Origin of the sequence: Paenibacillus sabuli, assembly GCF_014705605.1 — a bacterium.
GTDB lineage: Bacteria > Bacillota > Bacilli > Paenibacillales > Paenibacillaceae > Paenibacillus_D > Paenibacillus_D sabuli.
The window spans coordinates 51628-77738 of sequence record NZ_JACXIZ010000035.1; the positions used below are offsets into that span (position 1 = coordinate 51628).

The window sequence follows — 26111 nt, forward strand, 5'->3', positions numbered from 1 at the left end:
AGGTGAGGACGATGCGCAGGACCCTTCAGGCTCCGGTGCGCTTCTACCGGCGCTTCATCTCGCCGCTCAAGCCGCCGACCTGCCGCTTCTATCCGACCTGCTCGGCCTATGCGCTCGAGGCGCTTGAGACGCACGGCGCGTTCAAGGGCAGTTGGCTGTCGGCCAAGCGAATCTGCAAATGCCATCCCTTTCATCCCGGCGGCTTCGATCCCGTGCCGCCCGCCTCGCCGCCGCCTTGACATGGGGATGCGGACTTGGTATATTTTGAAGCATACCAAGCATCCGATGAACGGATAAGTAAGAAGCTGGGCACCTCCCAGAGAGCCGGAGCAGCTGTGAACCGGCAGGCGGCGGCTTCCGAAGATGGTCCCGGAGGATTCCGGTCTTGAGCTGCGCAGAGGCGCAGTGAGGGCGGACGTGCAGGCCAACGTTAACGGCCGCGCCGTATGTAGCGTTACGGCGCCTGAGCCTCCAAGCCGCAAGGCTGGAGGGAATTTGGGTGGTACCGCGTGAGCACTGGCTCTCGTCCCATGGGGAGGAGAGTTTTTTTGTTGCCAAATTTGCGAAAAGCGAGGGACGCGCGCATGACACAAGAAAATGCCGGAAAAACATTTTATCTGACCACGCCGATCTATTATCCGAGCGACAAGCTGCATATCGGGCACGCCTATACGACGGTAGCCGGGGACGCCATGGCCCGGTACAAGCGGCTGCGGGGCTACCGCGTCTGGTATCTGACGGGCACCGACGAGCACGGCCAGAAGATCGAACGAAAGGCGAAAGAGAAGGGGCAGACGCCGCAGCAATTCGTCGACGGCATCGTCGCAGGCATCCAACAGTTGTGGAAGAAGCTGGACATCAGCAATGACGACTTCATCCGCACGACCGACAAGCGTCATACCGAGGCGGTGCAGGCAATCTTCGCGCGACTCGTCGAGCAGGGGGATATCTACAAGGGCGAATACGAGGGCTGGTACAGCATTCCCGATGAGACGTATTATACAGAGACGCAGCTTGAGGACATCGAGCGCGACGAGGCGGGGCGGATTACCGGCGGCAAAAGCCCGGACAGCGGCCACCCCGTCGAGCTGGTCAAGGAGGAATGCTACTTTTTCCGCATGAGCAAGTACGCGGACCGGCTACTCCGCTATTACGAGGACAATCCGGACTTCATTCAGCCGGAATCCCGCAAGCGCGAAATGATCAACAATTTCATCAAGCCGGGACTGGAGGATCTCGCCGTCTCGCGTACGACATTCGATTGGGGGGTGCCGGTGCCGGGCGACCCCAAGCATGTCATCTATGTGTGGATCGACGCGCTCTCCAATTATATTACCGCGCTCGGTTACCAGAGCGACGACGACACGCGATTCCGCGACTTTTGGCCGGCCGACGTGCACTTGATGAGCAAGGAGATCGTGCGCTTTCACACGATCTACTGGCCGATCATGCTGATGGCGCTCGATCTGCCGCTGCCCAAAAAAGTGTTTGCGCACGGCTGGCTGTTGATGAAGGACGGCAAAATGTCCAAGTCGAAGGGCAACGTCGTCGATCCGCTGATGCTGATTGAGCGCTACGGGCTGGACGCGCTGCGTTATTATTTGCTGCGCGAGGTGCCGTTCGGCTCGGACGGCACGTTCACGCCCGAGAACTTCGTGGAGCGGCTGAATTACGATCTCGCCAACGATCTGGGCAATCTGCTCAATCGCACCGTGGCGATGATCGGCAAGTACTTCGACGGTCGACTGCCGGCCTACACGCCCGACGCGACGCCCTATGACCGCGAGCTGACAGAGCAGGTCGCTACGACGGTAGAGAAGGTCGAAGCGGCGATGGAGAGCATGGAGTTCTCGATTGCGCTCAGTGAGATCTGGCAGATGATCCGGCGGACGAACAAATACATCGACGAGACGCAGCCGTGGGTGCTGGCGCGCGATGAAGCCGAGCAAGGCAAGCTGGGCAGCGTGATGGTCCATTTGGCAGAATCGCTGCGGATCGCCGCAGTGCTGCTGCAGCCGTTTTTCACCCGCTCGCCGCAAGAAATGCTGCGCCAGCTCGGTCTTGCAGAGGGCGAGCTCAGCACTTGGGATAGCACCAAAACGTTCGGCGTCATTCCGCCAGGCACGACGGTCGGCAAGGGCGAACCGATCTTTCCGCGTATCGACGCAGCGGAGGAGGTCGCCTATATCGCTGCTCAAATGACCCCGCCAGCCGCGGAAAACCGCGAACCGGCAAAGGCCGCCTCGTCCGCTGAGCAAGCGGAGTCGGAGCAGCTGCCGGAAATTACAATCGACGAATTTGCCAAGCTGGAGCTGCGGGTGGCGGACGTCGTCGCGGCCGAGCCCGTCAAAAAAGCGGATAAGCTGCTGAAGCTGCAGCTGCAGCTCGGCGATGAGCAGCGCCAGGTCGTCTCGGGCATCGCCAAGTTCTACAAACCCGAGGAGCTGATCGGCCGCAAGGTCATCTGCGTCACCAATCTGAAGCCCGTCAAGCTGCGCGGCGAGCTGTCCCAGGGGATGATCCTGGCGGCCTCGCACGGCGATCAATTGACGCTGGCGACGGTGCCGGAGGGCATGCCGAGCGGCGCGCGGGTCAAATAAAAAAGCGGGGTAACCCGCTCCGAACAAGCATATGCATAGTAAGGATGAGAAGGGTCTTTGAAGAAGGAGGCGCAACGTGGATCTCACCCTTTGGATTGCGTTCGGAGCGGGCGTCGCCTCGTTTGTGTCGCCCTGCTGCTTGCCGTTATACCCGTCCTATCTGTCCTATATTACCGGCATATCCGTGACGGAGCTGCGCGCCGGCCTGCAGCGACGCAGCGGCAGTGCGCGCATGCGCACCTTAGTACATACGCTGTTTTTTTTGTTGGGTTTTTCGGTTGTTTTTTATACGCTCGGATACGGGACCAATGTTTTCGCCGACTGGTTCGCCGACTACCAGGCGCATATCCGGCGGGTTTCGGCCATTTTGATGCTCGTGCTCGGGTTGTTTTTGCTCGGCCTCTTTCGTCCGCAAGCGCTCATGAAGGAGCGCAAGCTTCGATTCGGGCCGGTCAGGGTCCGCCTGCTTGGCTCCTTGATTATGGGGATCGGTTTTTCCGCCGGCTGGTCGCCCTGCATCGGACCGATTCTGACGATGATCCTGGGCATGATCGGCAGCGACCCTGGCGCCTGGTTCTCGCTAACGAGCGCATATGCGGCCGGCTTCGCCTTGCCGTTTTTCGTGCTCGCTTATTTTGTCGGCGGGGCGCGCTGGCTGACGCGTTATTCCGGGGCCGCGATGAAGCTCGGCGGCGCCGTGATGCTCGTCATGGGCCTACTGCTGCTCACCGACCGCATGACGAGACTGACGATCTGGCTCAACCAATTCGCGCCGTCCTGGATGGGTTGAGGCATCACGTGAAGTAATCAATCGTCGCTCCGGGAAAATGAGCGAAAATTTGCTCCGTCAAATGCATGCGCAAGGCATGAGCCTGCTCGTCGGGATAGACATATTTGCCTTGCCCCCAGCGCCCCCATTTGTATTTGCGCTTGTCAATGTCCATCTCCAGCTTGGTGCGCGGGTAGCGGCGCTCAATGACCGACTTGGCGGTCTTGGTGAAGCGATGCTGAATCAGTTCGAACGTCAAATTCGGCACGCCGCCCGGCGGCAGGGACCGGGCCAACGCTGCAATCAACTCGGCATAGCCGTCTTGCCAGCCGTCGTACCAGATAATGGGCGCGATGATGAAGCCCAGCGGGTAGCCGGCGGCGGCAATTTTGCCCGCGGCCTCGATACGCTCGGCGAACCTTGAGGTCGCCGGCTCGAAATGCTTGATGACATAGTGACTATTGACGCTGAATCGAATGCGGGTGTGGCCGTTGTGTCTGGCATCCAGCAGCGAATCCACGTGGTGGAACTTGGTGACGAAGCGCAGGCGGCCGTGCTCTTGATCCGCCATGAACTCAATCAGTTGGCGCAGGCTGCCGGTAATCGGCTCCAATCCGACGGGATCGGACGTGCATGCCGCCTCAAAGCGGGTCAGCTCCGGTTCCCGCGCCTGGATGTACCCGCGCGCGGCCTCCATGATTTCGTCCAGATTGACGTAGACCCGCACATAGGGCTTGGCGCCCAGCGTCGTCTGAAGATAGCAATAATGGCAGTGGCCCATGCAGCCGGTCGCAATGGGAATGGCATATTCGGCCGACGGCTTGGACTGATCGAAGGTTAACGTTTTGCGTACGCCGATGACGAGGGTGCGCTTGGCGATCTTATATTGCTCCAGCTCGGTTTCGCCCGGCAGGTTCGTAATGCGATTGTGCGAGGTGGTCATGCGGTAAGGAATGCCGGATTCCTTGACCCAAGCAAAAATTTCGGCGCCTTTCGGGTATTCAAGGGCCCCCGGTTCGACATAGACCAGCTCCGGCGTAAATTCGGCGGTCGGCCGCGGCTTGGCGCGTTCTTTTACAGGTGTGGCCATTTTTGGATGCCTCCAATATAAAAGGATGGTTGTCGTTTCGGTATAGTGTTGACCGGCACAACACCGTTCAGCCATGGTAACTTTGGGACTCAGGTTGCGGCTGGGGTGTCGGACAGTGTATGATGACTAGAGAAGAAAGCAAGTTGGGGGGAGCCTTTCGATGCCGACGCCTAGCATGGAAGACTACTTGGAACGAATTTATAAGCTGATTGACGAAAAAGGATACGCGCGCGTCTCCGACATAGCCGAAGGGCTGGAGGTTCATCCCTCGTCCGTTACCAAAATGATTCAAAAGCTCGACAAGGACAATTATCTGATCTACGAGAAGTACCGCGGTCTCGTATTGACGAATAAAGGGAAGAAGATGGGCAAACGTCTGGTGGATCGGCATCAGCTGCTGGAGCAGTTTTTGACGATCATCGGCGTGCACGAGGAAAACATCTACCGCGACGTGGAAGGCATCGAGCATCATCTGAGCTGGGATTCGATTACGTGCATCGAGACACTGGTCGCGTATTTCGAATCGGACGCGCAGCGACAGGACGAGCTCTCGCGCATTCGCAACGAGATTGAGAACGATTAAACTGTAGCGGTTCGTATACGCATGTGAAAAAGTGCGAAAAAAAGTCTTTTCAAGTCGCAGACTTGAAAAGACTTTTTGCGTTGCGCTAACAGCATGGAGCGAGAGGGAAATGCTTAGTGATACTTGGGCAAATCGTCGTTGTCCTTGCCGCCTTCGATGACGCGGAAGGGCAGGCGCTTGCGGTCGGGCTTGGACCGGGTGTTGCGCTGCCGCGCGGCTTGTTGAGTTTGAGCCGACTGGTAGCTACGCTTGGCGCCGGGCTTGTCGCGCTGCCTCGATCCTCCGCCGAGGAGCCGGCCCGGACCGAACTTGTACAGCAGGAAGATGATGCCGAGCACTGCCACTGGCAGCAGCAGCCGGCCTGGCGACTTGAATAGCATGTCAGCAATGCCGATGATCACAAGCGCGACAACGACGAGGACTGCGGGATGAAGCTTGCGCATGTTTGTTCATCCTTTCTTAGCTGACGGAGCGGCCCAATGCTTGCGTCTCGCCGGCATATTGGGTATCCAGCTCGCGCATCCGGTTAAAGGAAGCGATCGATACCTCGACCTGCTCGTCAGTCGGTTCTTTGGTGGTCAATTTTTGCAGCCAGAGTCCTGGATACCCGAGGTAGCGGAGCACGGGCGTATCGCGGAGCGAGTTCGTAAAGCGCAGCGCTTCGTAAGAAAGACCGAGCACGAGCGGCAACAAAAGAATCCGCAGCGAGATGCGCTCCCACATCGTGTCCCAAGAGAAAAACGAGTACACGATCACGCCGACAATGACGGAGAGCACGATGAAGCTGCTGCCGCAACGGTAATGCAAGGTGTTGTATTTCTGCACGTTGCGCACCGTCAGGTCTTCTCCGGCCTCATACGCGCTGATCACCTTGTGCTCGGCGCCGTGATACTGGAAGAGGCGCTTAATAATCGGCGTCAGCGATATGATGTACAAATACGTCAGCAGAAATGCAATTTTGATGGCGCCTTCGATTAAATTATGAATCACGATGTTCTCGAAGTACCGGCCGAACAACAGCTGCTCGACGGCCGCGGGCACAAGCGTAAAAACGAGCTTGCCGAGAATGAAGGAGATGACGCCAGCGACGGCGACGCCGACAATCATGGAAAGGCTCCAGACCGATTTTTCTTCCTTTTTCGGCTCCTCGGCTTTTGAAGGCTCGGCGCCGGTCTTTTTCGCCTCTTCTTCCGCAGTTTCGTCCTCGGCGTAGGCTTCCACCGAAAAGTTCAAATGCTGCGAGCCTTTCGCGCTCGATTCGAGAATGCCGACGACACCGCGAACAAGCGGGATTTTTTTCAATTTTTGCACCCAGTTCCTGGAGGTTCTGGGCACTTCGTAATAGACGATCTCGTCGGATTTGCGACGCACGGCCGTGACGTTGACATGACGGCCGGCGAACATGACGCCTTCGATTACGGCTTGACCGCCGTAAATGCTCTTGGATTGCTGCGACAAGGATCGGTTCACCTGCCTCGTTTAGGTTCTTATTAATATTGTACTTCATTCGAGCTTGATTTGCCAATCGCGCTTGACGCCGCCGGATGATTCGGACGTGCGGGCGCATACTAGTTGCCAGAGACGACAATGAAGCTAAAGGAGGGGCGCTCATGTCCATACAGCCGGTGCAAGGCGATCACCCCCGAAAAAAGACGCCCGCTTTTCAATTTTGCCTTTACATTGGCCTCAGTGCAGGCGTCATATGGGGATTGCTGCGTTGGGGGCTGTACGAGCTGAATTTCACGTCTGTGTTGCCCGGATTTTTAGTCGAGCCTTTTTTTAAGCAAGCCTTTTTGAAGGGATTATGGGGCCACCTGATCGGATGGGGCGCGTTTATCGCGCTCTCCATCGTGGCAGCTTTTGTATACAAGCTTGTGCTGGGACGCGTGCGCGGCCCATGGGCTTCGCTCGGCTACGGGCTGCTCTGGTGGGCGGCGCTGTTCCTGGGCGTCGGTCCGCCGCTGGGCATGATGGAGAGCGTGCGGCGGATCGGCTGGAATTCGATCTTCACGGACGCTTGTCTATTTTTGCTCTGGGGACTGTTTATCGGCTATAGCATTGTATTCGAATACCATGACGAGGCATCGCGTGAGCCGAAGGAAAATGCGGCAACGGAGCAGGTCCGCCAGACGCTTCTCAATTGATGCCGATTTATGGTAGAATGAGGCGTGAAATAAGGAGGTGCGGCATGCGCACGGTATTGGTCCTTAACGGTCCGAATCTGAATATGCTGGGTACCCGCGAGCCGGGCATCTACGGCAGCACGTCGCTGGCGGACATCGAGGCGGGCCTGAGCGATGCGGCAGCGGCGCGCGGCATTGCAATCGAATGCTTTCAGTCCAACCACGAAGGCGTGCTGATCGATTCCATTCATGCGGCGTTCGGCCGCAAGGACGGCATTATCATTAATCCCGGCGCTTTGACGCATTACAGCTATGCGCTGAGGGACGCGCTGGCTGCGGTCGGGCTTCCGGCGATCGAGGTGCATCTGTCCAACATCCATGCGCGGGAGGCTTTTCGGCACAGCTCCGTGACGGCCGCGGTCTGCAAGGGCCAGATCGCCGGATTCGGGCCGCACGGCTACGAGCTCGCACTGGATGCGCTGATTCGCTATTGGGGGCCCAAGGAGGAACGAACATGACTGCACAACGCTTGGTTAAGCTGCGGCAAGAGCTGCAACAGCGAGGTCTGGAGGCGCTCTTGATTACGCATCCCGTCAATCGCCGCTACATCACCGGATTCACGGGCTCGTCCGGCTATGCACTGGTGACGCAATCGCAGAGCTGGCTGCTGACGGATTTTCGCTATATGGAACAGGCCCCGCAGGAAGCGGCGGACTTTGAGGTCGTCGAGCACGGGGCACAGCCGATCGACACGATCGCCGAGCTGTTGGCGGGAGCGGGCATCACGCGCGTCGGATTCGAACAAGACCATGTCGCGTACAGCCTCTACGCCGCATGGGGCAAGGCGCTGGGGGGCATCGTTCTGGAGCCGGTCGGCGGCGTCGTCGAGCAGCTGCGGATGTTCAAGGACGCGGACGAACTGGCCGTGATGCGAGAGGCTGCGCAACTCGCTGACGATACGTTCGCCTATGTGACGCAGCTGGCGAAGCCGGGCATGCGCGAGAGCGACCTCGCGCTGGAGATGGAAGTGTATATGCGGAGTCGGGGCGCGACCTCGTCGTCGTTCGATACGATCGTCGCCTCCGGCGAACGATCGGCGCTGCCGCATGGCGTAGCCAGCGACCGCAAGCTGCAGGCCGAGGAATTCGTCAAGTTCGATTTTGGCGCGCTGTATCGCGGCTATTGCTCGGATTTGACGCGCACGGTATACTTGGGAAGCTCGCCCACGGCGCGGCATCGTGAAATTTACGAGATCGTGCTCGAAGCGCAGCTGCATGCGCTGGTGCACATCCGCCCGGGCATGACCGGACGCGAGGCGGATGCCTTGACGCGAGATATCATCACGCGGTATGGTTATGGAGACCAATTCGGCCATGGCACCGGGCATGGCCTCGGGATGGAGATTCACGAATCGCCGAGATTGTCCCGTTTGAGCGATACGGTGCTGGCGCCCGGGATGACGGTGACGGTCGAGCCGGGCATTTATATCCCGGGTTTCGGCGGGGTGCGGATTGAGGACGACATCGTCATTACCGAACAGGGCATTTCCATTCTTACCTCGACGCCGAAGGCGTTTTTGCAAGTGTAGAGCTTTGACGCTCGGCTGACGGGTGCAATCGAACTTATGGAGGGAATCAAGCAGTGATCTCAGTCAATGATTTCAAAACAGGCCTGACCGTCGAAGTCGACGGCGACATTTTCACCGTATTGGAATTTCAGCACGTCAAGCCGGGCAAAGGCGCGGCATTTGTACGTTCCAAGCTGAAAAATCTCCGCAACGGCAACACCGTTGAAAAAACATTTCGCGCTGGAGAGACGATCGGCCGCGCCATGATCGAGAACCGCGAGGTGCAATACTTGTACAATTCCGGCAACGACTATACGTTCATGGACAACGAGAGCTACGATCAGTTCGAGCTGAGCAAAAAGCAGCTGGAATGGGAGATTAATTTCCTGAAGGAAAATATGAACGTCAACATTGCCAGCTATCAAGGCGAAATCATCGGCATTACGATTCCCAACAGCGTGGAGTTGAAGGTCGTGGAAACCGAGCCGGGCATCAAGGGCAATACGGCGACCGGCGCGACAAAAAATGCCCAGCTGGAGACAGGCTTGAACGTGCAAGTGCCGCTGTTCATCAACGAAGGCGATGTGCTGCTGATTGATACTCGGGAAGGCAAGTATATTTCCCGCGCTTGACATCGGGATTCGCTGCGATTGTGCGATCCGAATCCGAATAGCCGTCCACCGGCGGTCACGACAAACACTGCGCTGGCGGAATGCGCCGCAGCGCAGTGTTTTATATTTTTATTCTCGGTTTATATAAGGACGATATGTTATAATGTACCCTTGAAATTAATAGTCAAGTATCGCGAGTATGGGAGTGAATAAGCGTTGTCATTGATTGTAATGAAATTCGGAGGAAGCTCCGTCGGCAGTACGGAGCGCATGCAGCGAGTCGCGACGCGCATTCTGGAGCGTCAGCGCGAGGGCCATCAGATCGCGGTCGTCGTCTCCGCCATGGGCGACACGACGGATGACCTGATTGATCAATCCAAAGCCCTGAACCCTAACCCCCCCGCAAGAGAGATGGATATGCTGCTTACGACGGGCGAGCAAATTTCGATTGCGCTGTTAGCGATGACGATCCATCAGCTCGGCGGCAAGGCCGCTTCTTATACCGGCTGGCAGGCTGGCTTCAGAACCGACGACAAGCACGGCAAAGCCCGCATCACCGAGATTCTCCCGGAGCGAATCCTGGGTGCGCTCGCTCAGGATCAAGTGGCCGTCGTGGCCGGCTTCCAGGCGATGAGCGAGGATGGCGCGATTACGACACTCGGACGCGGCGGCTCGGATACGACTGCTGTGGCGCTGGCTGCAGCGATTGAGGCGGACGTGTGCGAAATTTATACGGATGTGGACGGCATCTATTCGACCGATCCGCGCGTCGTGCCCAACGCGCGCAAGCTTAACGCGATTTCGTACGACGAAATGCTCGAACTGGCGCATCTCGGCGCTGCCGTGCTGCATCCGCGTGCGGTGGAGTACGCCAAGCATCACGGCGTTCAGCTTGTCGTCAGGTCCAGCTTTACGCAGAACGAAGGAACGCAAGTGAAGGAGGAAGCGGAAATGGAGCAAGGAGTCGTCGTACGGGGAATTGCTTTTGAGAAAAATGTCGCACGTATCAGCATCAAGGGCGTAGAGGACGTGCCGGGCGTATTGGCCAACGTATTTGGCGCGCTGGCATCCGGCGGCATCGACGTCGACATTATTGTCCAAAGCGGCATCTCGAACGGCAAGGCCGACTTTTCGTTCACGGTCAACGCCGACGACTGCGAAGCGGCGCTCGGCGTCATTGAAGGATTGCGCAAAGAGGTGCCCTACGTCGAAACGAGCACCGAATCCGGATTGGTCAAGGTCTCGATCGTCGGCGCGGGCATGGTCAGCAATCCCGGCGTCGCCGCGCAAATGTTCGAAGCGATCTATAAGCAGGGCGTTAGCGTCAAGATGGTCAGCACCTCGGAAATCAAGGTGTCTTGCGTCATCGAAGCGGAACCGCTGCAGGAGGTTGTGCGCGCCTTGCACACGGCCTTTGGGCTGGACACCTCGGAGGAGGCTTTCGTAGGCGGACCGAAGGAACGGCGTTAGGCCGGATGCTCGCTTAAGAGCAAGCAAGACAAGGCGGTTCTCGGCTTCCACTGGAGGTCCCGCAAGTTACGATGAAAAAGCGAGCGCAAATTGCGCTCGCTTTTTGCCGTCTACTGCTTCATTGCTGCTTTCGGACTAGCCTTCAGCCGATCCGATCGCTGAGCAATGTAAAAATTTTGTACAGCAGCGCGGTGATGCCCGCTGCCATCAGCGGGCCGACCGGGATGCCGCGAAAGAAGACGATGCCGACGATAGAGCCGATGACCAGTCCGACGATCAATTGCGGATCAAAGCGAAGCATCTCCAGGCCCTTGCCATTGACGTACGTTGCGACGGCGCCGCCCGCAATGGCTAGCAGTCCGGGCCAGGAGGTCAGCGCATGGACGAGCTCCTTGGATTGCACGCGGCCGGCCGCGAACGGAACCAGCACGCTCAGCGTCAAAAAAAGCAATCCGATCTCCAGACCGCGGCGCTCAATCGAAGGCAGATAACGCTCGAGATGCACGAGCTTGACCAGCAGCAAAAAGCAGGCCGCCGCCGCGATAATGGGCGACCTGCCGACCAATCCGATGACTATGAGCGCGACCAGTATAATTTCTCCGTTCATGCCCGCCTCGCCTCTTCTCTGAATTACGCTGCTAGAGCATGTATATGGACAAGCGAGAAGAAGTATGCCGGCGCGCTCATTTGAAATCTATATTACATAAATGTACCCGTCGCTCGACTGATTCGCCGACGCGTCCACCGGCGCGACAAAGGTATCCGAACGCAAGCCGCGCCGCATGGCCTCGAGCGCGACGCAGTCGCCCGGCGCAATGTTGCCCAGATGGACCCCTGGACCGAATCGGGTGAGCAGCTGATTCTGCTGCGTCTTGAGCGGGGCCTCCCACAGCACGTCGCCAAGCTCGCGAACCGCCGCAGCCGCAGCCTCAAGCACTCCTTCACGGCACTCGCCTCGCTCGTCGAACAAGCCGATATTCAATCCCGATTCCCGCGCCTCTACGATGACCAGATCCGCGCCGGCTCGAATGTCCGCCTCGACCGTGCGAGCCAGCTCGATTGCCTCAATTGCCGAGCCTTCCGACTTTTTGCCATATTCCGTGAATACGCGGAGTCCGCGCTTGACGCCTTCGGCGATCAGCTCGCTGCGGCGCCTGCGGTCCAGCTCGATCGTGCCATCCGACACTTCCACCGCCGAGAAGCCGGCTGCGCATACCGCGTCGAAAAAAGCGCCAGCCACTTGTTGGCTGACGGCGGCCTCGAGCAGCGTGCCGCCCGGCATGACCAAGATGCCGTGCCGCCGTGCCGCCGCCAGCTTCTCCTGGAGCAACTGCTCGTCGTACAGCACCGAGGTTCCAAATCCCAGCTTGATGCAATCCATATAGGGGCCGGCGACCTCGAGCAGATCGCCAAAAGCATGCGAGCCCAGTCCTTTATCCATCACCATCGTAAATCCGCTTGCCTGCCGATCCGCTTCCTGAACCGGTCGGCCTCCTTGTCTATACTGCCCGCGCATGCCCTTCGGATCACGCAGCTGCGGGGGCCAGGAGGCTTGCAATGACGCTTCATTCATAGTCCGCTTCTCCTTGCCTGTGGCGTTAGACGTGGAATGCTCCAGCCATGCGTTACTATATGCGGCGCGGGCAGGGCTGGTGCCCTTGAAGCCTAAATTCAGACAAGCCCGCATATACTGTATCAGCCAGATCGGTCAAAGGGGGCTTGGAATATGAATCGAGTCGTGCTCGGGATGGCGCTGCTGCGCATGTTATCCGGCAGCATCGAGCTGTTCGCGGCGTTTTTGATGCTGCGTCTGAATCAAGTGGACAAAGCGCTGATCGTCAATTCGTCGCTGGCGCTGATCGGTCCGCTCATATTGATTGCGACGACTACGATCGGGCTGGTGGGGCTGTCGGACAAGCTGTCTGCTGGCAAGTTCGTCTGGGTCGTCGCGGGGGTGGCCTGTCTAATGATCGGCATTCTGAAGAAATAGGAAACAGACATATTCGGACATGCGGTGCATACACATGAGTACAAGCATAGCATCCATACGTGAGCATGAAAAAGGGGGGGGAGCGATGCGGCGCGATGCAATGGAGCTGTTGCCCGGCGAGCTGAAAGCGGTCATCGGACGCCTGGCGCCACGCACGCTGGATGGCATCGAGGAGCTGCGCATACGAGAAGGGCGGCCCTTGGAAATCGTAAGCTGCGGCCAGTCGCGATTCGCCTGCGAGGACGGGACGCTTCATCGTTCGACGGATCGGGCTTACCGACCGGGTCGGGAGGTATGCCGCCAACTGCTCGAACGGATCACGAACCACTCGCTCTACGCGATGGAGGAAGAGTTGCGGCGCGGGTACATTACCGTACCCGGCGGACACCGCATCGGCCTGGCGGGCCGAACAGTGCTCGAAGGCGGCAAGGTCCGCGGTCTGCGGGAGGTAGGCGGATTTAACTTCCGTATTGCCAGGGCCAGGGTGGGTGCGGCCTTGCCGCTGCTGTCCAAAATAGTCGATTGGCCGAAACAGACTGTACGATCGACTCTCATCCTGGGGCCTCCCCAGCAGGGCAAAACGACCGTGATCCGCGATCTGGCGCGTGCGATCAGTAGCGGAGAATGGGGGACCCCGGCGGCAGCTTCATGGGGCGGGCGCAAAGTCGGCATTGTGGACGAACGCTCTGAAATTGCAGCCTCCATCCGCGGAGTTCCGGCCTTTGACGTCGGCCCGAGGACTGATGTCATGGACGCGTGTCCGAAGGCGGAAGGCATGATGATGCTGCTGCGCTCCATGTCGCCGGAGGTATTGATCGTCGACGAAATCGGCCGTCCGGAGGATGCCGACGCGATTCGCGAGGCCAGTCATGCGGGCGTGCGCGTCATCGCGACGGCGCATGCCTACGATCTGCAGGACGCGATGGGGCGGCCGGCGCTGCGTCAGCTGCTGGAGGATGCGGCATTCGAGACGGTGGTCCTGCTCCGGCGCGGCGAGAAGGGCGTCCGCTTCGAGATCGACAGCTTGGATCGGCACGCTCAGGGGCACGGGCGCAGGGCGCGCGAGCCGAGCGGCGAGGTGCAGGCGATCGCCCGGGGTCATCCAGGCCCGCAGACTGACAGTAGGCCTGCGCACGCACCCGTATGATCAAGCTGACCGGAGCGCTGCTTATCTTGTTCGCGGGGACGATGATCGGCATGTTCTATTCGGCAAGACTCGCCGCTCGGCCGAATCAGATTCGCCAGCTCGTCCACGCGCTCCAGCGGCTCGAGACCGAGATTGCTTACGGGTATACGCCGCTTCCGGAGGCGATGATCCGGACGGCCGCAGGCCTGCAGCCTCCCGTATCGGATCTGCTCGGTCTAGCCGGAGCCAGCGCCGGCGAAGGGAACGGACAGTCGTTCCAACAGTGCTGGGAGGAAGCCATTGCCGTCAACTGGCCACAATCGGCCATGAAGGAACCCGAGCGACTTATCCTGAGACGCCTCGGAACGACGCTCGGGATCAGCGATCGGGAGGATCAGCAGCAGCATCTGCGGCTAGCGCTGCTTCAGCTTCAGGCGGAGGAAGAGGCCGCGCGCGAGGATCAGGCTAGATACGGAAAAATGGGGCGCAATCTGGGGATTTTGGGGGCGGCGCTTGTTGTCATTTTGATGGTGTAACGGAAGTAGGTGCCAAGGCTATGAGCATGGATGTGAGCGCAATTTTTCAAATTGCCGGCATCGGAATCATCGTCGCGATGATTCATACGGTGCTGAAGCAGATGGGGAAGGAGGACATGGCCCACTGGGTGACCCTCATCGGCTTTGTCGTCGTGCTTTTTATGGTAATCCGAATGTTGAACGAGTTGTTTCAGGAGATCAAAACGATTTTTCTCTTTCAGTAGCGTAGGGTGGGAACGGCATGGAAATCGTGCAAATTGTCGGATTTGGCCTGATCGCCGCAGTTTTGATCCTGGTCGTCAAGGAGCAGAAGCCGCTTTACGCTTTTGGCATTGCCGCATTTGCAGGCATTTCGCTCTTCCTTTTGGTCATCGGAAAAATCGATGCGGTCATCGCCGTACTGGAAAACTTGTCCGAACGCGCCGGAGTGCCCTCTATTTATATGGCTACCATTCTTAAAATTATCGGCATTGCTTATATTGCGGAGTTCGGCGCGCAAATCGTTCGCGATACCGGACAGGAAAGCATTGCCGTCAAAATTGAATTTGCCGGCAAAGTGCTCATTCTCGTCATGGCCGTCCCGATCATCAGCGTCATCGTCGATGCGGTTATGAATTTGCTGCCGACGGGAGGGTGATCGAATGAAGGCTCGGGCGCTGGCGCTGACTGGGCTGCTGCTGGCCGCAATGCTGCTCACCGGCTTCGCAGCTGCCGCGAAGCCGGCGGCAGAGCCTGCGGACTCGCTGCCCGGACAGTTGGCCGACGAACAGCTCCGGCAGATCGATATTGCGGAGATCGAGGACTATTGGCAGACGCTGACGCGCGAATACGGCGGGCTGCTGCCGGAGCGCGAGATGCCGAGTCTGGCGGAGTTGCTAAGCTCCGAAGGAGCCGGATTCAAGCTAAGCGCAGTGTTGAAGGGTCTGCTTGGCTTCGCCGTACGCGAGATCATGACAAACGGCAAGCTGCTCGTGACGATTGTGATGCTCACGGTGTTCAGCATGATTCTGGAGACGCTCCAAACGGCCTTCGAGCGTAAAACGGTCAGCCGGGTGGCGTATGCAATCTGTTATATTGTACTGCTCATATTGGCGATCAATAGCTTCCGCATTGCCATTGATTACGCCCAGCATGCGATTACATCCATGATCTCGTTCATGATGGCGATGATCCCGCTGCTGCTGGCACTGCTGGCGTCCATGGGCAATCTGGTCACGGTCTCGGTCATGCATCCGCTCATTATTTTTATGATTCATACCGTCGGCACGCTGGTTCATGTCCTGGTTTTCCCGTTGTTGTTTTTCTCGGCAGTGCTGCATCTGGCCAGCGCGGTGTCGGATCGCTTCAAGGTCACACAGCTGGCGAATCTGCTCCGCTCGCTTGCCGTCGGAGTGCTCGGCGTCCTGCTTACGATTTTCCTTGGCGTCATTTCCGTGCAAGGTGCGACAGGGTCGGTCACCGACGGGGTGACGCTGCGGACGGCCAAGTTCGTCACGGGCAGTTTCGTACCGGTCGTCGGGCGCATGTTCTCCGATGCCGCCGACACCGTGCTGTCGGCTTCGATGCTGGTCAAAAATGCGATCGGCCTCGCAGGCGTCGTCATCATCGTTTTTCTATGCGCGTTGCCGGCCATCAAAATTCTGGTCATGGCCTTGATCTACAAAGCCTGCGCCGCCGTGCTGCAGCCGCTCGGGGACAGCCCGGTCATCGGATGCCTCGACACCATCGGCAAAACGTTAATTTATGTTTTTGCCGCGCTGGCGGCGGTTGGCCTCATGTTTTTCCTGGCGGTTACCATCATTCTGGCTGCCGGCAACGCGGCATTAATGGTGCGATAGCACAGAGGGAGGCGCGCCGTGGAATGGCTCACCGACTGGCTGCGCCAGGTCATCGCGATCTTGCTGCTGGGCGGCTTGGTGGATTTGCTCTTGCCGAGCGACACCTTTCAGCGGTATGTACGATTGGTAGTGGGGCTGTTGATCCTGCTGACGCTGCTGACGCCGATTCTACGGCTGATGCAGGGCGACTTTACACAGCAGATCGTCGCCGGCTGGGACGAATGGGCGGGGCGAGCCCAGCAGCAGGCCGGCATGGCGAACCTGGAGGACATTACGGACCAAGCTGCGCGACTGACTGAGCGCCGGGAGGCGCAGGCTGCCCTGCTCGTCCAGACGCAGCTGGCAGCGGCGATGCAGGATGCCCTCGAGCAGGAGGGCATCCTGGCCGAAGAAGTCCGGGTCAGCTTGACGGCTGAGGCGCAGGGCGCCGCGTCGCTTGAGGTCGAGCGCGTGCAGATCCTGCTCGCGCCCGAACGCGAGGAGGGCGCAGCGAAGCAGCGCAAGGAGCAGGCGATCGATCAAGTCCGCGAGGTGACAGTGGACGTGACGGTGCCGTTGATTGCGCTGAGCAGCGCCGACCAAGACGGGGACTCCTCTGTGCAGGGCGACAGCGGCGAGCGGCTCGCGGTAAGCGCACACGTGCAGCGCGTCAAGCAAATTGTGGCTGCCGGCTGGAGCATAGCGCCCGAGCGTGTCGAGGTCCGGCTCGCAGCGCGCGAAGGCGAGACAGGGCATAAGGAAGGGAGGTGAGCGGCACTGGCCAAATGGTTGAACCAGCTCGAGACCATGATGGGCGGAGGGCCGGCCGGGCCAAAGCGCGTGCGCACACTGCGATGGCTGCTGTTGATTGCCGCCGCCGGCATCGGGCTGATGCTGCTGAATTCCTTTCTTCCGATGACACCCGTCGAGCCAGCGAACCAGCCGAGCGATTCGTCGTCGGCGGCAGAGCCGGCCATGCTGGGGCATGAAGCGGAGCCGGCCTCGCCCTTCGCCGAAATTGAACGTCCGCTTGAGGAGCGGCTGGAGGAAATGCTGGCCAAAATCGTAGGGGTCGGTGCGGTGGATGTCATGATCACTGTGGAATCGACCGAGGAAACCATCATCGAGCGCAATGTCAATCAGTCCCAACAAACGACGGAGGAAACCGATCGCGACGGCGGCAAACGGCGCATCGCTTCATACACGAAGGACGGTCAGGTGGTCTTGTACGAGCTGGACGGCCAGCAAACGCCGATTGTTACAAAACGCATCAACCCCACGATACGCGGCATCTTGATTGTAGCCCGCGGGGCAGAGCACCCGACTGTCAAAAAGCTCATATTGGACGCTGTGCAAAAGGGATATAACGTGCCGGAGCATCGCATCTCCATCGTGCCCAGCAAACAGCCTTAAAAAATTAGATCGTTAAAGGAGAGGCAGCGAATGAATACGAAAAGACAAACCGTATGGCTTGTTTCGATGCTTAGTTTGATGGTGATCTTGTCGGCCTATTATTTGTTCACGGACAGCTCCACCGACACCTTGGACGAAGCGATGATGACCGATGCGACAGAAGCGACGGATCTGGCTCCGGGCACTGCGGACGAAGTAATTGTCACGGAGGTCGATCACCTTGGCGAATCCGGGCTGACGGCCGAAGAGCTGAAGGTGCTCGAGCAGATCGAGCAGCAGGATCAGGCGACCGTGTCCAGCGATTACTTCACGCAGCGCCAACTGCTGCGCAGCCAGGTGCTGATGGAAGAGACGGATCGGCTTTACAGCATCCTGGCGGATACCGACGTCGATCTGGAGGAAGCCAGCGAAGCCGCGGAGCAGCTCGACGCGCTGGAGACCAAGGACGCCCGCATGACGACGCTGGAGGAAGAGCTGCTGACGCAGTACGAATTCGGCAATGTCGTCATCGACGAGCAGAGCGACAACTTCAACGTGGTTGTGCAGAGCGAGCAACTCGACCGCAGCGAGGCCGACGGCATCATTACGCTTGCGATGGATACGCTCGGCATTTCCGCCGATCAGGTTTCGGTCCAGTTTGTGCCTTGACAGGATGAACCGATGCCAGGGCGGTCAGCCCGTCAGCCCGCTCCGGCTTTGCCGGAGCGGGCTTTTTATCCAATTTATAAAAAGCATAGGATTTCCCTATACGTTTTTGAATTTCTCGAACCGTGACTGATGTCGCAGCCTGACGCTTATCCGTTTCGCCTTGACTTTTAAAAAAGGAGTCGCGTTCAGGGCCGTTTATGATATAATACTTACGTTATGTACGACTGGCAGCTTTACAACACGCAAAATTTTGCTTCCGAAGCCGTTTGCTTCGCAAAACTTTAAGGAGTGAACACAACAATGTTTAAATTAAACGATATTAAAGAGCTGATTAAGCTGGTCGATCAAACTTCAGTCCAAGAGCTCGAAATTGAGAACGAAGGGACCCGCCTGCATATCCGCAAGCCCGGCAAAACCGAGGTCGTCAATGTGCAGTCCGCTCCGGCACCTCATACATATATGCCTGCTCCGCAAGCGTCTGCCCCGCAGCACGTTCCCGCTCAGCAGGAACCGGCAGAGCCGGCTGCAGCGCCGAGCCAGCAGCTGCATTCCATCGTCTCGCCGATGGTCGGCACCTTTTATCGTTCGCCGTCTCCGGACGCTGCGCCTTTCGTCAAGGCCGGCGATCGCGTAGACGAGAAAAAAGTCGTCTGCATCCTCGAAGCGATGAAGCTGATGAACGAGCTGGAAGCAGAGGTCAACGGCGAAATTGTTGAAATACTGGCGGAAAACGGCCAGCTCGTGGAATTCGGTCAACCGCTGTTCTTGGTCAAGCCTGAATAATCATTTGCGCAGCAACCAGGGAAAGGGGTTCAGAGGGTGAAATTCAAAAAGGTACTCATCGCCAACCGCGGGGAAATTGCGGTACGGATCATTCGCGCCTGCAGCGAGCTTGGCATCCAGTCGGTGGCGGTCTATTCCGAAGCCGACCGGGAGTCGCTGCACGTTCGTTTGGCGGATGAAGCATATTGTATCGGTCCGACAGCTTCCAAGGACAGCTATCTCAATTTTACGAATATGATGAGCGTAGCCACGTTGACCGAATGCGACGCGGTTCATCCCGGCTACGGCTTTCTTTCCGAAAACGCCGACTTTGCGGAAATTTGCGAATCCTGCAACATCGCCTTTATCGGACCGTCGGCCGATGCCATCAGCAAAATGGGCGACAAGGCGGTCGCCAAATTGACGATGCGCGAGGCTGACGTGCCGGTCATTCCCGGCTCCGACGGCCTGATCGAGGATGCGGATGAAGCGATTCGCGTCGCCGATGAGATCGGCTATCCGGTCATCATCAAAGCCACCGCCGGCGGCGGCGGCAAAGGGATTCGCATCGCGGAGGATCGCGACGATCTCATCAAGCAGATTACGACGGCCCAGCAGGAGGCGCAAAAAGCGTTTGGCAATGCGGGCGTTTACTTGGAAAAATATCTGACCGGCATGAAGCATGTGGAAATTCAAATTATGGCGGACAAGCACGGCAACGCGGTTCACTTGTTCGAGCGCGACTGCTCGGTGCAGCGCCGCCGCCAGAAACTCGTCGAAGAGGCGCCTTGTCCGATCCTGACGGAGCAGCAGCGGGCGGCGATGGGGCAAGCGGCCGTGCGCGCCGCGCTCGCCGTCGACTATGCGGGTGCCGGTACGCTCGAGTTTTTGCTCGGACAGGACGGCAGCTTCTATTTCATGGAAATGAACACGCGCATTCAGGTCGAACATCCCGTTACGGAAATGATCACCAGTGTAGATCTGATCAAGGAAATGATTTCGGTGGCGGAGGGCAATCCGCTTAGCTTCAAACAAGAGGATCTGCGCATCAACGGCTGGTCGATCGAGTGTCGGATCAACGCCGAAAATCCGGACAAAAACTTTATGCCGTCTCCGGGCAAAATCGATTTCTATTTGGCCCCCGGCGGGCTGGGCGTCCGAGTCGACAGCGGCGCGTATCCCGGTTATGTGATTTCACCGCATTACGACTCCATGATTGCCAAGCTGATCGTCTGGGGACCGACGCGCGAAGAGGCGATTATTCGCATGCGCCGAGCGCTGTCCGAATTTGCTATCGACGGCATTCACACGACGATTCCGTTTCATCTCAAGCTGCTGGCACATCCGAAATTCCAAAAAGGCGACTTCGATATCAAATTTTTGGAGGAGCACGACTTGAACGCTGGCCATTAAAAAATGCGTTGGAGGAAAGCATATAACTCCGAAGTGCCACACTTTTAATGCCTCGGACGAAATGTGTTGCGCCGTTTGTCATAAAAGTAGGCAAATGTTATAGTATAGTAAATAAGTAGTGCGGATAAGCCCACTTAGCGAACAGGCCGGAGGTGAGGGTAAAAGTGAGTACGATTGCGGCGGATTACGAACAGACCGAAATGGGCACCATTCAGATTGCGCCCGAAGTCATTGAGGTGATTGCCGGGTTGGCAACAGTTGAGGTCAAAGGCGTGGCCGGCATGAGCGGCGGATTTGCCGGCGGAATCGCCGAGCTCCTGGGACGTAAAAACCTGTCCAAAGGGGTAAAGGTGGATGTCGGACAGCGCGAGGCGGCAGTGGATGTATCCATTATCGTCGAATACGGCAACCGCATTCCCGAGATCGCGGCCGAGATCCAGCGGAACGTAAAGCGATCGATTGAAATGATGACCGGACTTCTGGTAGTGGAGGTTAATGTTCACATCCATGACGTCTACTTCAAGGCAGCGGAAAAGCCGGAGGAAGAGGAAGCCCAGACGGCTCGGCTGAAGTAGCCTCAGCGCTGCGAACGTTGTATAATAGAACCCCCTCGTGAAGGGCTGGCGCTCGTCGCAAGGGGGCTTTTCATTGAAAAATTGCGCTCTAAAACGGCAATACGCGCGGACTTGAACTGAGCGCTTGGCGCCAGTTGAAGGGGGAGGCATTCACGTTGATAAAGATCATGGACAGGCTCTTGTTGTTTCTGTACAGTTTGCTCGTCGGTGCAGCTGCTGTCGTAGCGATAAGCATCGGCGCGGGCTGGGTAACGAAACGGATGGCCGGCAATAGCATTGATCAGCTATACGATGGGTCACCGTGGATTCCGGCGACCGTTATTATTGTCGCAGTGGTGGTGCTGCTTCTGAGCCTCCGCTTTTTTTATGTTACGATTCGCCGGGATAGCGCATCCGTTCCCTCCATCGACCAGCGTACGGATTTCGGCGACATTCGCATTTCAATGGAAACGGTTGAAAATTTGGCGTTGAAGGCGGCGGCCAAGCAACGAGGCGTCAAGGACCTGCGTGCCCGTATCCGGGTCGCCGATGCCGGGCTGGAGATCGTGCTGCGAGCGGTCGTAGACGGAGAAACCCCCATTCCGGCTTTGACCGAAGACATTCAACGTGCTGTCAAGGAGCACGTAGAGGATATTACCGGCATTCCGGTCTCGCTCGTCACCGTGTTCGTCGCCAACATCATTCAGTCGCAAACGTTTAAAAGCCGCGTAGAGTGAGGTGGCGCCCATGAACTGGTTGGAGATATGGCAAACTCATAGCGGTCGTATTGCCGGGGTTGCATGTGCGTTGCTTCTCGGTGTGGTCTATTTGTTTTTTGGATTTTGGGACATGCTGTTTTTTGCATTGCTGTTGTGGATCGGTTATTATTTTGGCCGTCAGCGCGACATGCAGGCGCCGCCGCTCATTCCGTGGCAGCGCGTGCTGGATTGGATGAATGATCGCTGGCGTCCATTCAGATGATTCTTGTGGTCTCTTCCGTTCGCTCGGCACCGGGTCTGTAACTTCCGGTGCTGAGCATGGATGAGGCCGCATTGCCTTGGGAGGCCCAATGAAACGACGACTTGCTCGAGAAATTGCGATTCAAAGCTTGTATCAGATGGAAATGAACGAGGTCGGAGCAGACGAGGCGGTGGATATGCTGCTGGCCGAAATTCAAGAAGATAACGAACTGAATGTCGACCGCACCGACATTCAGGATATTGACGCCTATTTACGCGAACTGGTGAGCGGCGTGGTCACGCACAAGCAGCCAATCGACGATTTGCTGCAGCAATACTTGACCGGATGGCAGCTGGACCGCCTCTCGCGGGTGGATCGGCAAGTGCTGCGCCTGGCAGGCTACGAGATGATGTACCGGACCGATGTGCCGCCAAAAGCGGCCATCAACGAAGCGATTGAACTGGCAAAGCATTTTGGCACCGAGGAGTCCGGCAAATTCGTAAACGGCGTACTGGGGCGGCTCATTCGCGCGCTTGAAGAAGCGGACGCAGAGCCTCCGGCCAATACGTAAAGGATAGGAGCGAATCAACCATGACTGCACAAATCATTGACGGAAAACAGCTGTCGGGCCAGATCCGCGAGGAAATCAAACAACGTGCGGCAAAGCTTGTCGCACAAGGAGTCAAACCGGGATTGGCCGTCGTACTGGTCGGGGAGGATCCGGCCTCAAAGGTTTATGTCGGCAGCAAGGAAAAGGCTTGTCAAGCGATGGGGTTCTATTCCGAGGTGCATCGATTGCCCGCGGATACGACACAACAGCAATTGCTGTCTCTTGTTGAGCTGCTTAATGCGCAATCGAGCATTCACGGCATCCTGGTACAGCTGCCGTTGCCAAAGCATCTGGACGAGAAAGCTGTGACAAATGCGATCGACCCGAAAAAGGACGTCGATGGCTTCCATCCAATCAGCACGGGCAACCTGGTGATCGGCGACGAAAGTCTCGTGCCTTGCACGCCGGCGGGCTGTATCGCGCTCATCAAACAAACGGGCCAATCGATCGAAGGCAAGCACGCTGTCGTAATCGGTCGCAGCAATATTGTCGGCAAGCCCGTGGCGATGCTGCTGCTTCAGGAAAATGCGACGGTCACTGTGTGCCACTCCCGTACCACCAATATGGAGGAGCTGGCCAGGAGCGCCGATATACTGGTGGTGGCGATCGGACGGCCAAAAGCAATCGGCAAGAGCTATGTCAAACCGGGCGCCATTGTCATTGATGTGGGCATTAACCGGCTGGACAACGGCAAACTGGCGGGTGATGTCGATTATGACGACGTGCTGGATACGGCCGGTTACATCACGCCCGTGCCGGGCGGAGTCGGTCCAATGACGATTACGATGCTGCTGGCGAACACGCTGAAGGCAGCTGCGAGGATGAACGGAATCGAGGAGTGATGAATCGGTGGCGGAACAGCCGCGTATCTACACCATCAAAGAAGTGAATCGGTACATTCGCATGAAGCTCGATTCAGACGCTTTACTGTCCGGCTTGTGGCTGCGCGGTGAGATTTCCAACTTTACGCACCATTCCAGCGGCCACATGTATTTCACCCTCAAAGACAAGGACAGCCGCCTGAAATGCATTATGTTCGCCTCGCACAATTCCCGTCTTCCTTTTCGTCCGAACAACGGGACAAAAGTAGTGGCGAGCGGCAACATTTCTGTATATGAGCGCGACGGCGCTTATCAGTTCTATATTACTGCCATGCAGCCTGACGGGCTCGGAAGCCTGCACCTGGCTTATGAGCAGTTGAAAAAAAAGCTGGACACAGAAGGGCTGTTCGCGCCGGAGCGCAAACGGCCTGTTCCTGCATTCCCAAGAGGCATCGCAGTTGTGACCTCTCCAACCGGTGCAGCGGTACGCGACATCTTGACGACCTTAAAACGCCGATTTCCGTCGGTGCCAGTGCTGCTCGTGCCCGTGAGCGTGCAGGGCGCCCAAGCGGCGCCTTCCATCGTTCGCGCTTTTGAGCTGGTGCGGGATGCGGCCGAGATCGACGTGCTCATCATCGGACGCGGAGGCGGCTCGCTGGAAGAGCTATGGGCATTCAATGAGGAGGCGGTCGCGCGTGCGATCGTGGCCTCGCCGGTGCCGGTTATTTCCGCTGTCGGTCACGAGACGGATTATACGATTGCCGACTTCGTGGCGGACCTGCGCGCGGCTACCCCCACGGCTGCTGCCGAGCTCGCTGTCCCGCATCAGGCTGAGCTGCGTCAGCAGCTGACGCGGCATAAGCAGCGTATGACGCAGGCGCTGCAGTCGCAGCTCCGCCGCGGCCAGGAACGACTGGCGCGCATGCAGCGTGCGACGGTGTTGACCCAGCCGCACCGAGCGCTGCTGGAGCCGGTGCAGCGATTGGATCGCGCGACAGCCCGGATGACGGCAGTGCTCGAGCGTCGGGCCGGCAGGGGGAGAGAGCGGCTGCTGCGCGCCCAGTCCAAGCTGGCCGCCGTCCATCCCGGAGCGCGGTTGGAGCAACGCGCCCAAGCGGTAGCCGCCGTCAGGCGAAGCCTAAGAGTGGCGATGCTGGGACGGTTGCGCGATCATCGCGCCGCCTGGAGCAGTGCGGTGCGAGGACTCGATGCGCTCAGTCCGCTCAAGGTAATGGGCAGGGGCTACAGCCTCGTCTACGACGAGCACGGCAAACGGATCATTCGTTCAATCAAAGATGTACAGCCAGGCGATCAGTTGAAGGTCAAGATAACCGACGGCGAGCTGGATTGTCAGGTCTGGTCAATGAAAGGAGAGCATGCAAACGATGAGCAAGACGGATAAGCCGGTCAGCTTCGAGGAAGCAATGGAGCAATTGGAGACCATCGTTGCCCAGTTGGAGAGCGGCGACGCGCCGCTGGAGACTTCGATTGAGCTGTTTCAGGAAGGCATGCGTCTTTCGCAATTATGCGGCAGCAAGCTGGAGCAGGCAGAGCGTAAAATCGAGCAATTGCTTGAGACCGAGCAAGGCGTTGTGAAAAAACCGTTTGCCGAGTTGGAGGCAAATGAAGAAAAAGGAGAATCCTTTTGAGCGGTCCGGACGTAAAAACGTATATCGCCAGACAAGCAAAGCGAATTGACGCGGCGCTCGCTGAGGTGCTTCCCGCCGATTGGAACATCCCTGTCCAGCTCAGGGAATCCATGCAGTATTCCTTGCAAGCAGGCGGCAAGCGACTTCGCCCCGTCTTGCTTTTGGCAGCCGCCGGCGCTGTGCGCGGAGAGGAGCGAGCGGAGGAGCAAGCTATGCCGATCGCTTGCGCGGTTGAATTGATTCATACGTATTCACTGGTTCACGACGACCTGCCTGCTATGGACGATGACGATTACCGTAGGGGCAAGCCGACCAACCACAAAGTGTACGGTGAAGCGATGGCTATTCTGGCAGGCGATGCCTTGCTCACCCACGCCTTTTATTGCATCTCTGCAGCCCCCGCGGACACGGGATTGAAGCCCGAGATCGCTTTGGCCATTGTCAAAGACCTCACTGCACTGGCCGGCGCACGCGGCATGGTCGGCGGGCAGGCCGCGGACATCCTGGGCGAGCAAGGCATTACCTCCCTGCAAGAGCTGGAATACATTCATTTGCACAAAACCGGTGATTTGATTGCGTTTGCGCTTTTGGCCGGCGGTCGTGTCGGTGGGGCCTCGGTCGCCCAGCTCGATTCGCTGGCCGAATTCGGAACGAAGCTTGGCCTTGCTTTTCAAGTGCAGGACGACATTCTCGACTTGACCGGCGATGCGCACAAGCTCGGCAAAAAGACCGGCAGCGACGTTGCTCAAGGCAAGGTGACGTATCCTTATTTGCTCGGTGTCGAGGAAAGCCGGGCGCTTGTCGAGCGACTGACGAGTGAGGCCAAAGCGGCCTTGGAATCGGCAAAATTTAAAAAACCTGAATATTTGCTCGCGCTGGCCGATTATATGATGCAACGCGATCATTAGTCGCGGCCAATTTGGGAAGCGGATCGAATTATGCTATAATGGGTGGAAATATCGCGGTTTTTGGCTGCCACCAATAGGAGCCGGCCGCTGG

The 26111-nt window shown here is 58.0% G+C and carries 33 protein-coding genes; 28 read left to right on the plus strand and 5 right to left on the minus strand.

Annotated elements, in window-relative coordinates; translation table 11 throughout:
• The first annotated feature begins 11 nt into the window (after nucleotides 1-11).
• From yidD to IDH44_RS18890, 3 genes are all read left to right on the plus strand, one after another.
• Entirely contained in the window at nucleotides 12-239 is a 228-nt protein-coding gene (yidD, locus tag IDH44_RS18880; RefSeq protein WP_190920374.1) for a membrane protein insertion efficiency factor YidD, read from the plus strand.
• A gap of 345 nt (nucleotides 240-584) precedes the next feature.
• On the plus strand, nucleotides 585-2600 hold the full coding sequence (gene metG / locus IDH44_RS18885) for a methionine--tRNA ligase (RefSeq protein ID WP_190920375.1): 2016 nt from the start codon (nucleotides 585-587) through the stop codon (nucleotides 2598-2600).
• A 76-nt stretch (nucleotides 2601-2676) separates the two neighbouring features.
• Nucleotides 2677-3390 (plus strand): cytochrome c biogenesis CcdA family protein, encoded by a 714-nt coding sequence (locus IDH44_RS18890; RefSeq protein WP_190920376.1) that lies wholly within the window; start codon nucleotides 2677-2679, stop codon nucleotides 3388-3390.
• 4 nt (nucleotides 3391-3394) lie between these two features.
• On the opposite strand, the gene splB is transcribed toward IDH44_RS18890, so the two are convergent.
• Nucleotides 3395-4459, minus strand: a complete 1065-nt coding sequence (splB, locus tag IDH44_RS18895) for a spore photoproduct lyase (RefSeq protein ID WP_190920377.1) — start codon at nucleotides 4457-4459, stop codon at nucleotides 3395-3397.
• A 160-nt stretch (nucleotides 4460-4619) separates the two neighbouring features.
• Between splB and mntR the strand changes: the two genes are divergently transcribed.
• The gene (gene mntR, locus IDH44_RS18900; RefSeq protein WP_190920378.1) at nucleotides 4620-5042 is read left to right on the plus strand and encodes a transcriptional regulator MntR; all 423 of its coding nucleotides are present in this window, start codon (nucleotides 4620-4622) and stop codon (nucleotides 5040-5042) included.
• Nucleotides 5043-5155: 113 nt separating this feature from the next.
• Here the strand turns inward: mntR and IDH44_RS18905 are convergent, their stop codons facing one another.
• Both IDH44_RS18905 and IDH44_RS18910 read right to left on the minus strand, forming a co-directional pair.
• Nucleotides 5156-5485, minus strand: coding sequence for a hypothetical protein (locus tag IDH44_RS18905; protein WP_190920379.1), 330 nt, complete (start codon nucleotides 5483-5485; stop codon nucleotides 5156-5158).
• 16 nt (nucleotides 5486-5501) lie between these two features.
• Nucleotides 5502-6500 (minus strand): DUF1385 domain-containing protein, encoded by a 999-nt coding sequence (locus IDH44_RS18910; RefSeq protein WP_190920380.1) that lies wholly within the window; start codon nucleotides 6498-6500, stop codon nucleotides 5502-5504.
• A 152-nt stretch (nucleotides 6501-6652) separates the two neighbouring features.
• Between IDH44_RS18910 and IDH44_RS18915 the strand changes: the two genes are divergently transcribed.
• The 5 genes from IDH44_RS18915 (at nucleotide 6653) to IDH44_RS18935 (ending at nucleotide 10813) form a co-directional block, all read left to right on the plus strand.
• Complete coding sequence (locus IDH44_RS18915) at nucleotides 6653-7186, plus strand: YqhR family membrane protein (RefSeq protein ID WP_190920381.1); 534 nt, start codon at nucleotides 6653-6655, stop codon at nucleotides 7184-7186.
• Nucleotides 7187-7230: 44 nt separating this feature from the next.
• Nucleotides 7231-7683 (plus strand): type II 3-dehydroquinate dehydratase, encoded by a 453-nt coding sequence (aroQ, locus tag IDH44_RS18920; RefSeq protein WP_190920382.1) that lies wholly within the window; start codon nucleotides 7231-7233, stop codon nucleotides 7681-7683.
• Nucleotides 7680-8753 (plus strand): M24 family metallopeptidase, encoded by a 1074-nt coding sequence (locus IDH44_RS18925; protein ID WP_190920383.1) that lies wholly within the window; start codon nucleotides 7680-7682, stop codon nucleotides 8751-8753. The genes aroQ and IDH44_RS18925 overlap by 4 nt, the downstream gene beginning before the upstream one ends.
• A 53-nt stretch (nucleotides 8754-8806) precedes the next feature.
• Nucleotides 8807-9364, plus strand: a complete 558-nt coding sequence (efp, locus tag IDH44_RS18930; RefSeq protein ID WP_190920384.1) for an elongation factor P — start codon at nucleotides 8807-8809, stop codon at nucleotides 9362-9364.
• 195 nt (nucleotides 9365-9559) lie between these two features.
• On the plus strand, nucleotides 9560-10813 hold the full coding sequence (locus IDH44_RS18935; protein ID WP_190920385.1) for an aspartate kinase: 1254 nt from the start codon (nucleotides 9560-9562) through the stop codon (nucleotides 10811-10813).
• Nucleotides 10814-10955: 142 nt separating this feature from the next.
• Here the strand turns inward: IDH44_RS18935 and IDH44_RS18940 are convergent, their stop codons facing one another.
• A complete protein-coding gene (locus tag IDH44_RS18940) occupies nucleotides 10956-11420 on the minus strand; it encodes a DUF441 domain-containing protein (protein WP_190920386.1) in 465 nt (154 codons plus the stop codon).
• Between the two features lie 87 nt (nucleotides 11421-11507).
• Nucleotides 11508-12386, minus strand: a complete 879-nt coding sequence (locus IDH44_RS18945; RefSeq protein ID WP_190920387.1) for a phosphosulfolactate synthase — start codon at nucleotides 12384-12386, stop codon at nucleotides 11508-11510.
• A 153-nt stretch (nucleotides 12387-12539) separates the two neighbouring features.
• Here IDH44_RS18945 and IDH44_RS18950 point away from each other — a divergent pair, with 153 nt between their 5' ends.
• From IDH44_RS18950 to IDH44_RS19040, 19 genes are all read left to right on the plus strand, one after another.
• Nucleotides 12540-12803 (plus strand): YqhV family protein, encoded by a 264-nt coding sequence (locus tag IDH44_RS18950; RefSeq protein ID WP_190920388.1) that lies wholly within the window; start codon nucleotides 12540-12542, stop codon nucleotides 12801-12803.
• 85 nt (nucleotides 12804-12888) lie between these two features.
• Nucleotides 12889-13950 (plus strand): stage III sporulation protein AA, encoded by a 1062-nt coding sequence (gene spoIIIAA, locus IDH44_RS18955; RefSeq protein WP_190920389.1) that lies wholly within the window; start codon nucleotides 12889-12891, stop codon nucleotides 13948-13950.
• A complete protein-coding gene (gene spoIIIAB / locus IDH44_RS18960; protein WP_190920390.1) occupies nucleotides 13947-14465 on the plus strand; it encodes a stage III sporulation protein SpoIIIAB in 519 nt (172 codons plus the stop codon). The genes spoIIIAA and spoIIIAB overlap by 4 nt, the downstream gene beginning before the upstream one ends.
• A gap of 20 nt (nucleotides 14466-14485) precedes the next feature.
• Complete coding sequence (gene spoIIIAC / locus IDH44_RS18965) at nucleotides 14486-14689, plus strand: stage III sporulation protein AC (RefSeq protein ID WP_190920391.1); 204 nt, start codon at nucleotides 14486-14488, stop codon at nucleotides 14687-14689.
• A 17-nt stretch (nucleotides 14690-14706) separates the two neighbouring features.
• On the plus strand, nucleotides 14707-15102 hold the full coding sequence (spoIIIAD, locus tag IDH44_RS18970) for a stage III sporulation protein AD (protein WP_190920392.1): 396 nt from the start codon (nucleotides 14707-14709) through the stop codon (nucleotides 15100-15102).
• Between the two features lie 4 nt (nucleotides 15103-15106).
• Nucleotides 15107-16303 (plus strand): stage III sporulation protein AE, encoded by a 1197-nt coding sequence (gene spoIIIAE, locus IDH44_RS18975; RefSeq protein ID WP_190920393.1) that lies wholly within the window; start codon nucleotides 15107-15109, stop codon nucleotides 16301-16303.
• Between the two features lie 18 nt (nucleotides 16304-16321).
• Nucleotides 16322-17053 (plus strand): stage III sporulation protein AF, encoded by a 732-nt coding sequence (spoIIIAF, locus tag IDH44_RS18980; protein ID WP_190920394.1) that lies wholly within the window; start codon nucleotides 16322-16324, stop codon nucleotides 17051-17053.
• Between the two features lie 69 nt (nucleotides 17054-17122).
• Complete coding sequence (spoIIIAG, locus tag IDH44_RS18985) at nucleotides 17123-17695, plus strand: stage III sporulation protein AG (RefSeq protein WP_317890218.1); 573 nt, start codon at nucleotides 17123-17125, stop codon at nucleotides 17693-17695.
• 30 nt (nucleotides 17696-17725) lie between these two features.
• Nucleotides 17726-18343 carry a SpoIIIAH-like family protein gene (locus IDH44_RS18990; protein ID WP_190920395.1) on the plus strand — a complete coding sequence of 206 codons (618 nt, stop codon included), beginning with the start codon at nucleotides 17726-17728 and terminating at the stop codon, nucleotides 18341-18343.
• A 300-nt stretch (nucleotides 18344-18643) separates the two neighbouring features.
• Nucleotides 18644-19126, plus strand: coding sequence for an acetyl-CoA carboxylase biotin carboxyl carrier protein (gene accB / locus IDH44_RS18995; RefSeq protein WP_190920396.1), 483 nt, complete (start codon nucleotides 18644-18646; stop codon nucleotides 19124-19126).
• A 36-nt stretch (nucleotides 19127-19162) separates the two neighbouring features.
• Nucleotides 19163-20518 (plus strand): acetyl-CoA carboxylase biotin carboxylase subunit, encoded by a 1356-nt coding sequence (gene accC / locus IDH44_RS19000; RefSeq protein WP_190920397.1) that lies wholly within the window; start codon nucleotides 19163-19165, stop codon nucleotides 20516-20518.
• 164 nt (nucleotides 20519-20682) lie between these two features.
• Nucleotides 20683-21093 (plus strand): Asp23/Gls24 family envelope stress response protein, encoded by a 411-nt coding sequence (locus IDH44_RS19005; protein WP_190920398.1) that lies wholly within the window; start codon nucleotides 20683-20685, stop codon nucleotides 21091-21093.
• Nucleotides 21094-21248: 155 nt separating this feature from the next.
• On the plus strand, nucleotides 21249-21809 hold the full coding sequence (gene amaP, locus IDH44_RS19010; RefSeq protein WP_190920399.1) for an alkaline shock response membrane anchor protein AmaP: 561 nt from the start codon (nucleotides 21249-21251) through the stop codon (nucleotides 21807-21809).
• Nucleotides 21810-21819: 10 nt separating this feature from the next.
• Entirely contained in the window at nucleotides 21820-22053 is a 234-nt protein-coding gene (locus IDH44_RS19015) for a DUF2273 domain-containing protein (protein WP_190920400.1), read from the plus strand.
• 88 nt (nucleotides 22054-22141) lie between these two features.
• Complete coding sequence (gene nusB, locus IDH44_RS19020; protein ID WP_190920401.1) at nucleotides 22142-22603, plus strand: transcription antitermination factor NusB; 462 nt, start codon at nucleotides 22142-22144, stop codon at nucleotides 22601-22603.
• 20 nt (nucleotides 22604-22623) lie between these two features.
• Nucleotides 22624-23484, plus strand: coding sequence for a bifunctional methylenetetrahydrofolate dehydrogenase/methenyltetrahydrofolate cyclohydrolase FolD (gene folD / locus IDH44_RS19025; protein ID WP_190920402.1), 861 nt, complete (start codon nucleotides 22624-22626; stop codon nucleotides 23482-23484).
• A gap of 7 nt (nucleotides 23485-23491) precedes the next feature.
• Nucleotides 23492-24865: an exodeoxyribonuclease VII large subunit gene (xseA, locus tag IDH44_RS19030; protein WP_190920403.1), complete on the plus strand. Its 1374-nt coding sequence runs from the start codon at nucleotides 23492-23494 to the stop codon at nucleotides 24863-24865.
• Nucleotides 24849-25112, plus strand: coding sequence for an exodeoxyribonuclease VII small subunit (gene xseB / locus IDH44_RS19035; RefSeq protein ID WP_190920404.1), 264 nt, complete (start codon nucleotides 24849-24851; stop codon nucleotides 25110-25112). Before xseA ends, xseB begins: the two co-directional genes overlap by 17 nt.
• Entirely contained in the window at nucleotides 25109-26020 is a 912-nt protein-coding gene (locus IDH44_RS19040) for a polyprenyl synthetase family protein (protein WP_223869821.1), read from the plus strand. The genes xseB and IDH44_RS19040 overlap by 4 nt, the downstream gene beginning before the upstream one ends.
• Nucleotides 26021-26111 lie beyond the last annotated feature (91 nt).

Coding starts and splice junctions, on each gene's coding strand:
- yidD (WP_190920374.1), top strand. CDS start 12: ATGCGCAGGACCCTTCAGGCTCCGGTGCGCTTCTACCGGCGCTTCATC.
- metG (WP_190920375.1), top strand. CDS start 585: ATGACACAAGAAAATGCCGGAAAAACATTTTATCTGACCACGCCGATC.
- splB (WP_190920377.1), bottom strand. CDS start 4,459: ATGGCCACACCTGTAAAAGAACGCGCCAAGCCGCGGCCGACCGCCGAA.
- mntR (WP_190920378.1), top strand. CDS start 4,620: ATGCCGACGCCTAGCATGGAAGACTACTTGGAACGAATTTATAAGCTG.
- IDH44_RS18905 (WP_190920379.1), bottom strand. CDS start 5,485: ATGCGCAAGCTTCATCCCGCAGTCCTCGTCGTTGTCGCGCTTGTGATC.
- IDH44_RS18915 (WP_190920381.1), top strand. CDS start 6,653: ATGTCCATACAGCCGGTGCAAGGCGATCACCCCCGAAAAAAGACGCCC.
- aroQ (WP_190920382.1), top strand. CDS start 7,231: ATGCGCACGGTATTGGTCCTTAACGGTCCGAATCTGAATATGCTGGGT.
- IDH44_RS18925 (WP_190920383.1), top strand. CDS start 7,680: ATGACTGCACAACGCTTGGTTAAGCTGCGGCAAGAGCTGCAACAGCGA.
- IDH44_RS18940 (WP_190920386.1), bottom strand. CDS start 11,420: ATGAACGGAGAAATTATACTGGTCGCGCTCATAGTCATCGGATTGGTC.
- IDH44_RS18945 (WP_190920387.1), bottom strand. CDS start 12,386: ATGAATGAAGCGTCATTGCAAGCCTCCTGGCCCCCGCAGCTGCGTGAT.
- IDH44_RS18950 (WP_190920388.1), top strand. CDS start 12,540: ATGAATCGAGTCGTGCTCGGGATGGCGCTGCTGCGCATGTTATCCGGC.
- spoIIIAA (WP_190920389.1), top strand. CDS start 12,889: ATGCGGCGCGATGCAATGGAGCTGTTGCCCGGCGAGCTGAAAGCGGTC.
- spoIIIAB (WP_190920390.1), top strand. CDS start 13,947: ATGATCAAGCTGACCGGAGCGCTGCTTATCTTGTTCGCGGGGACGATG.
- spoIIIAC (WP_190920391.1), top strand. CDS start 14,486: ATGAGCATGGATGTGAGCGCAATTTTTCAAATTGCCGGCATCGGAATC.
- spoIIIAD (WP_190920392.1), top strand. CDS start 14,707: ATGGAAATCGTGCAAATTGTCGGATTTGGCCTGATCGCCGCAGTTTTG.
- spoIIIAE (WP_190920393.1), top strand. CDS start 15,107: ATGAAGGCTCGGGCGCTGGCGCTGACTGGGCTGCTGCTGGCCGCAATG.
- IDH44_RS18990 (WP_190920395.1), top strand. CDS start 17,726: ATGAATACGAAAAGACAAACCGTATGGCTTGTTTCGATGCTTAGTTTG.
- accB (WP_190920396.1), top strand. CDS start 18,644: ATGTTTAAATTAAACGATATTAAAGAGCTGATTAAGCTGGTCGATCAA.
- IDH44_RS19015 (WP_190920400.1), top strand. CDS start 21,820: ATGAACTGGTTGGAGATATGGCAAACTCATAGCGGTCGTATTGCCGGG.
- nusB (WP_190920401.1), top strand. CDS start 22,142: ATGAAACGACGACTTGCTCGAGAAATTGCGATTCAAAGCTTGTATCAG.
- folD (WP_190920402.1), top strand. CDS start 22,624: ATGACTGCACAAATCATTGACGGAAAACAGCTGTCGGGCCAGATCCGC.
- xseB (WP_190920404.1), top strand. CDS start 24,849: ATGAGCAAGACGGATAAGCCGGTCAGCTTCGAGGAAGCAATGGAGCAA.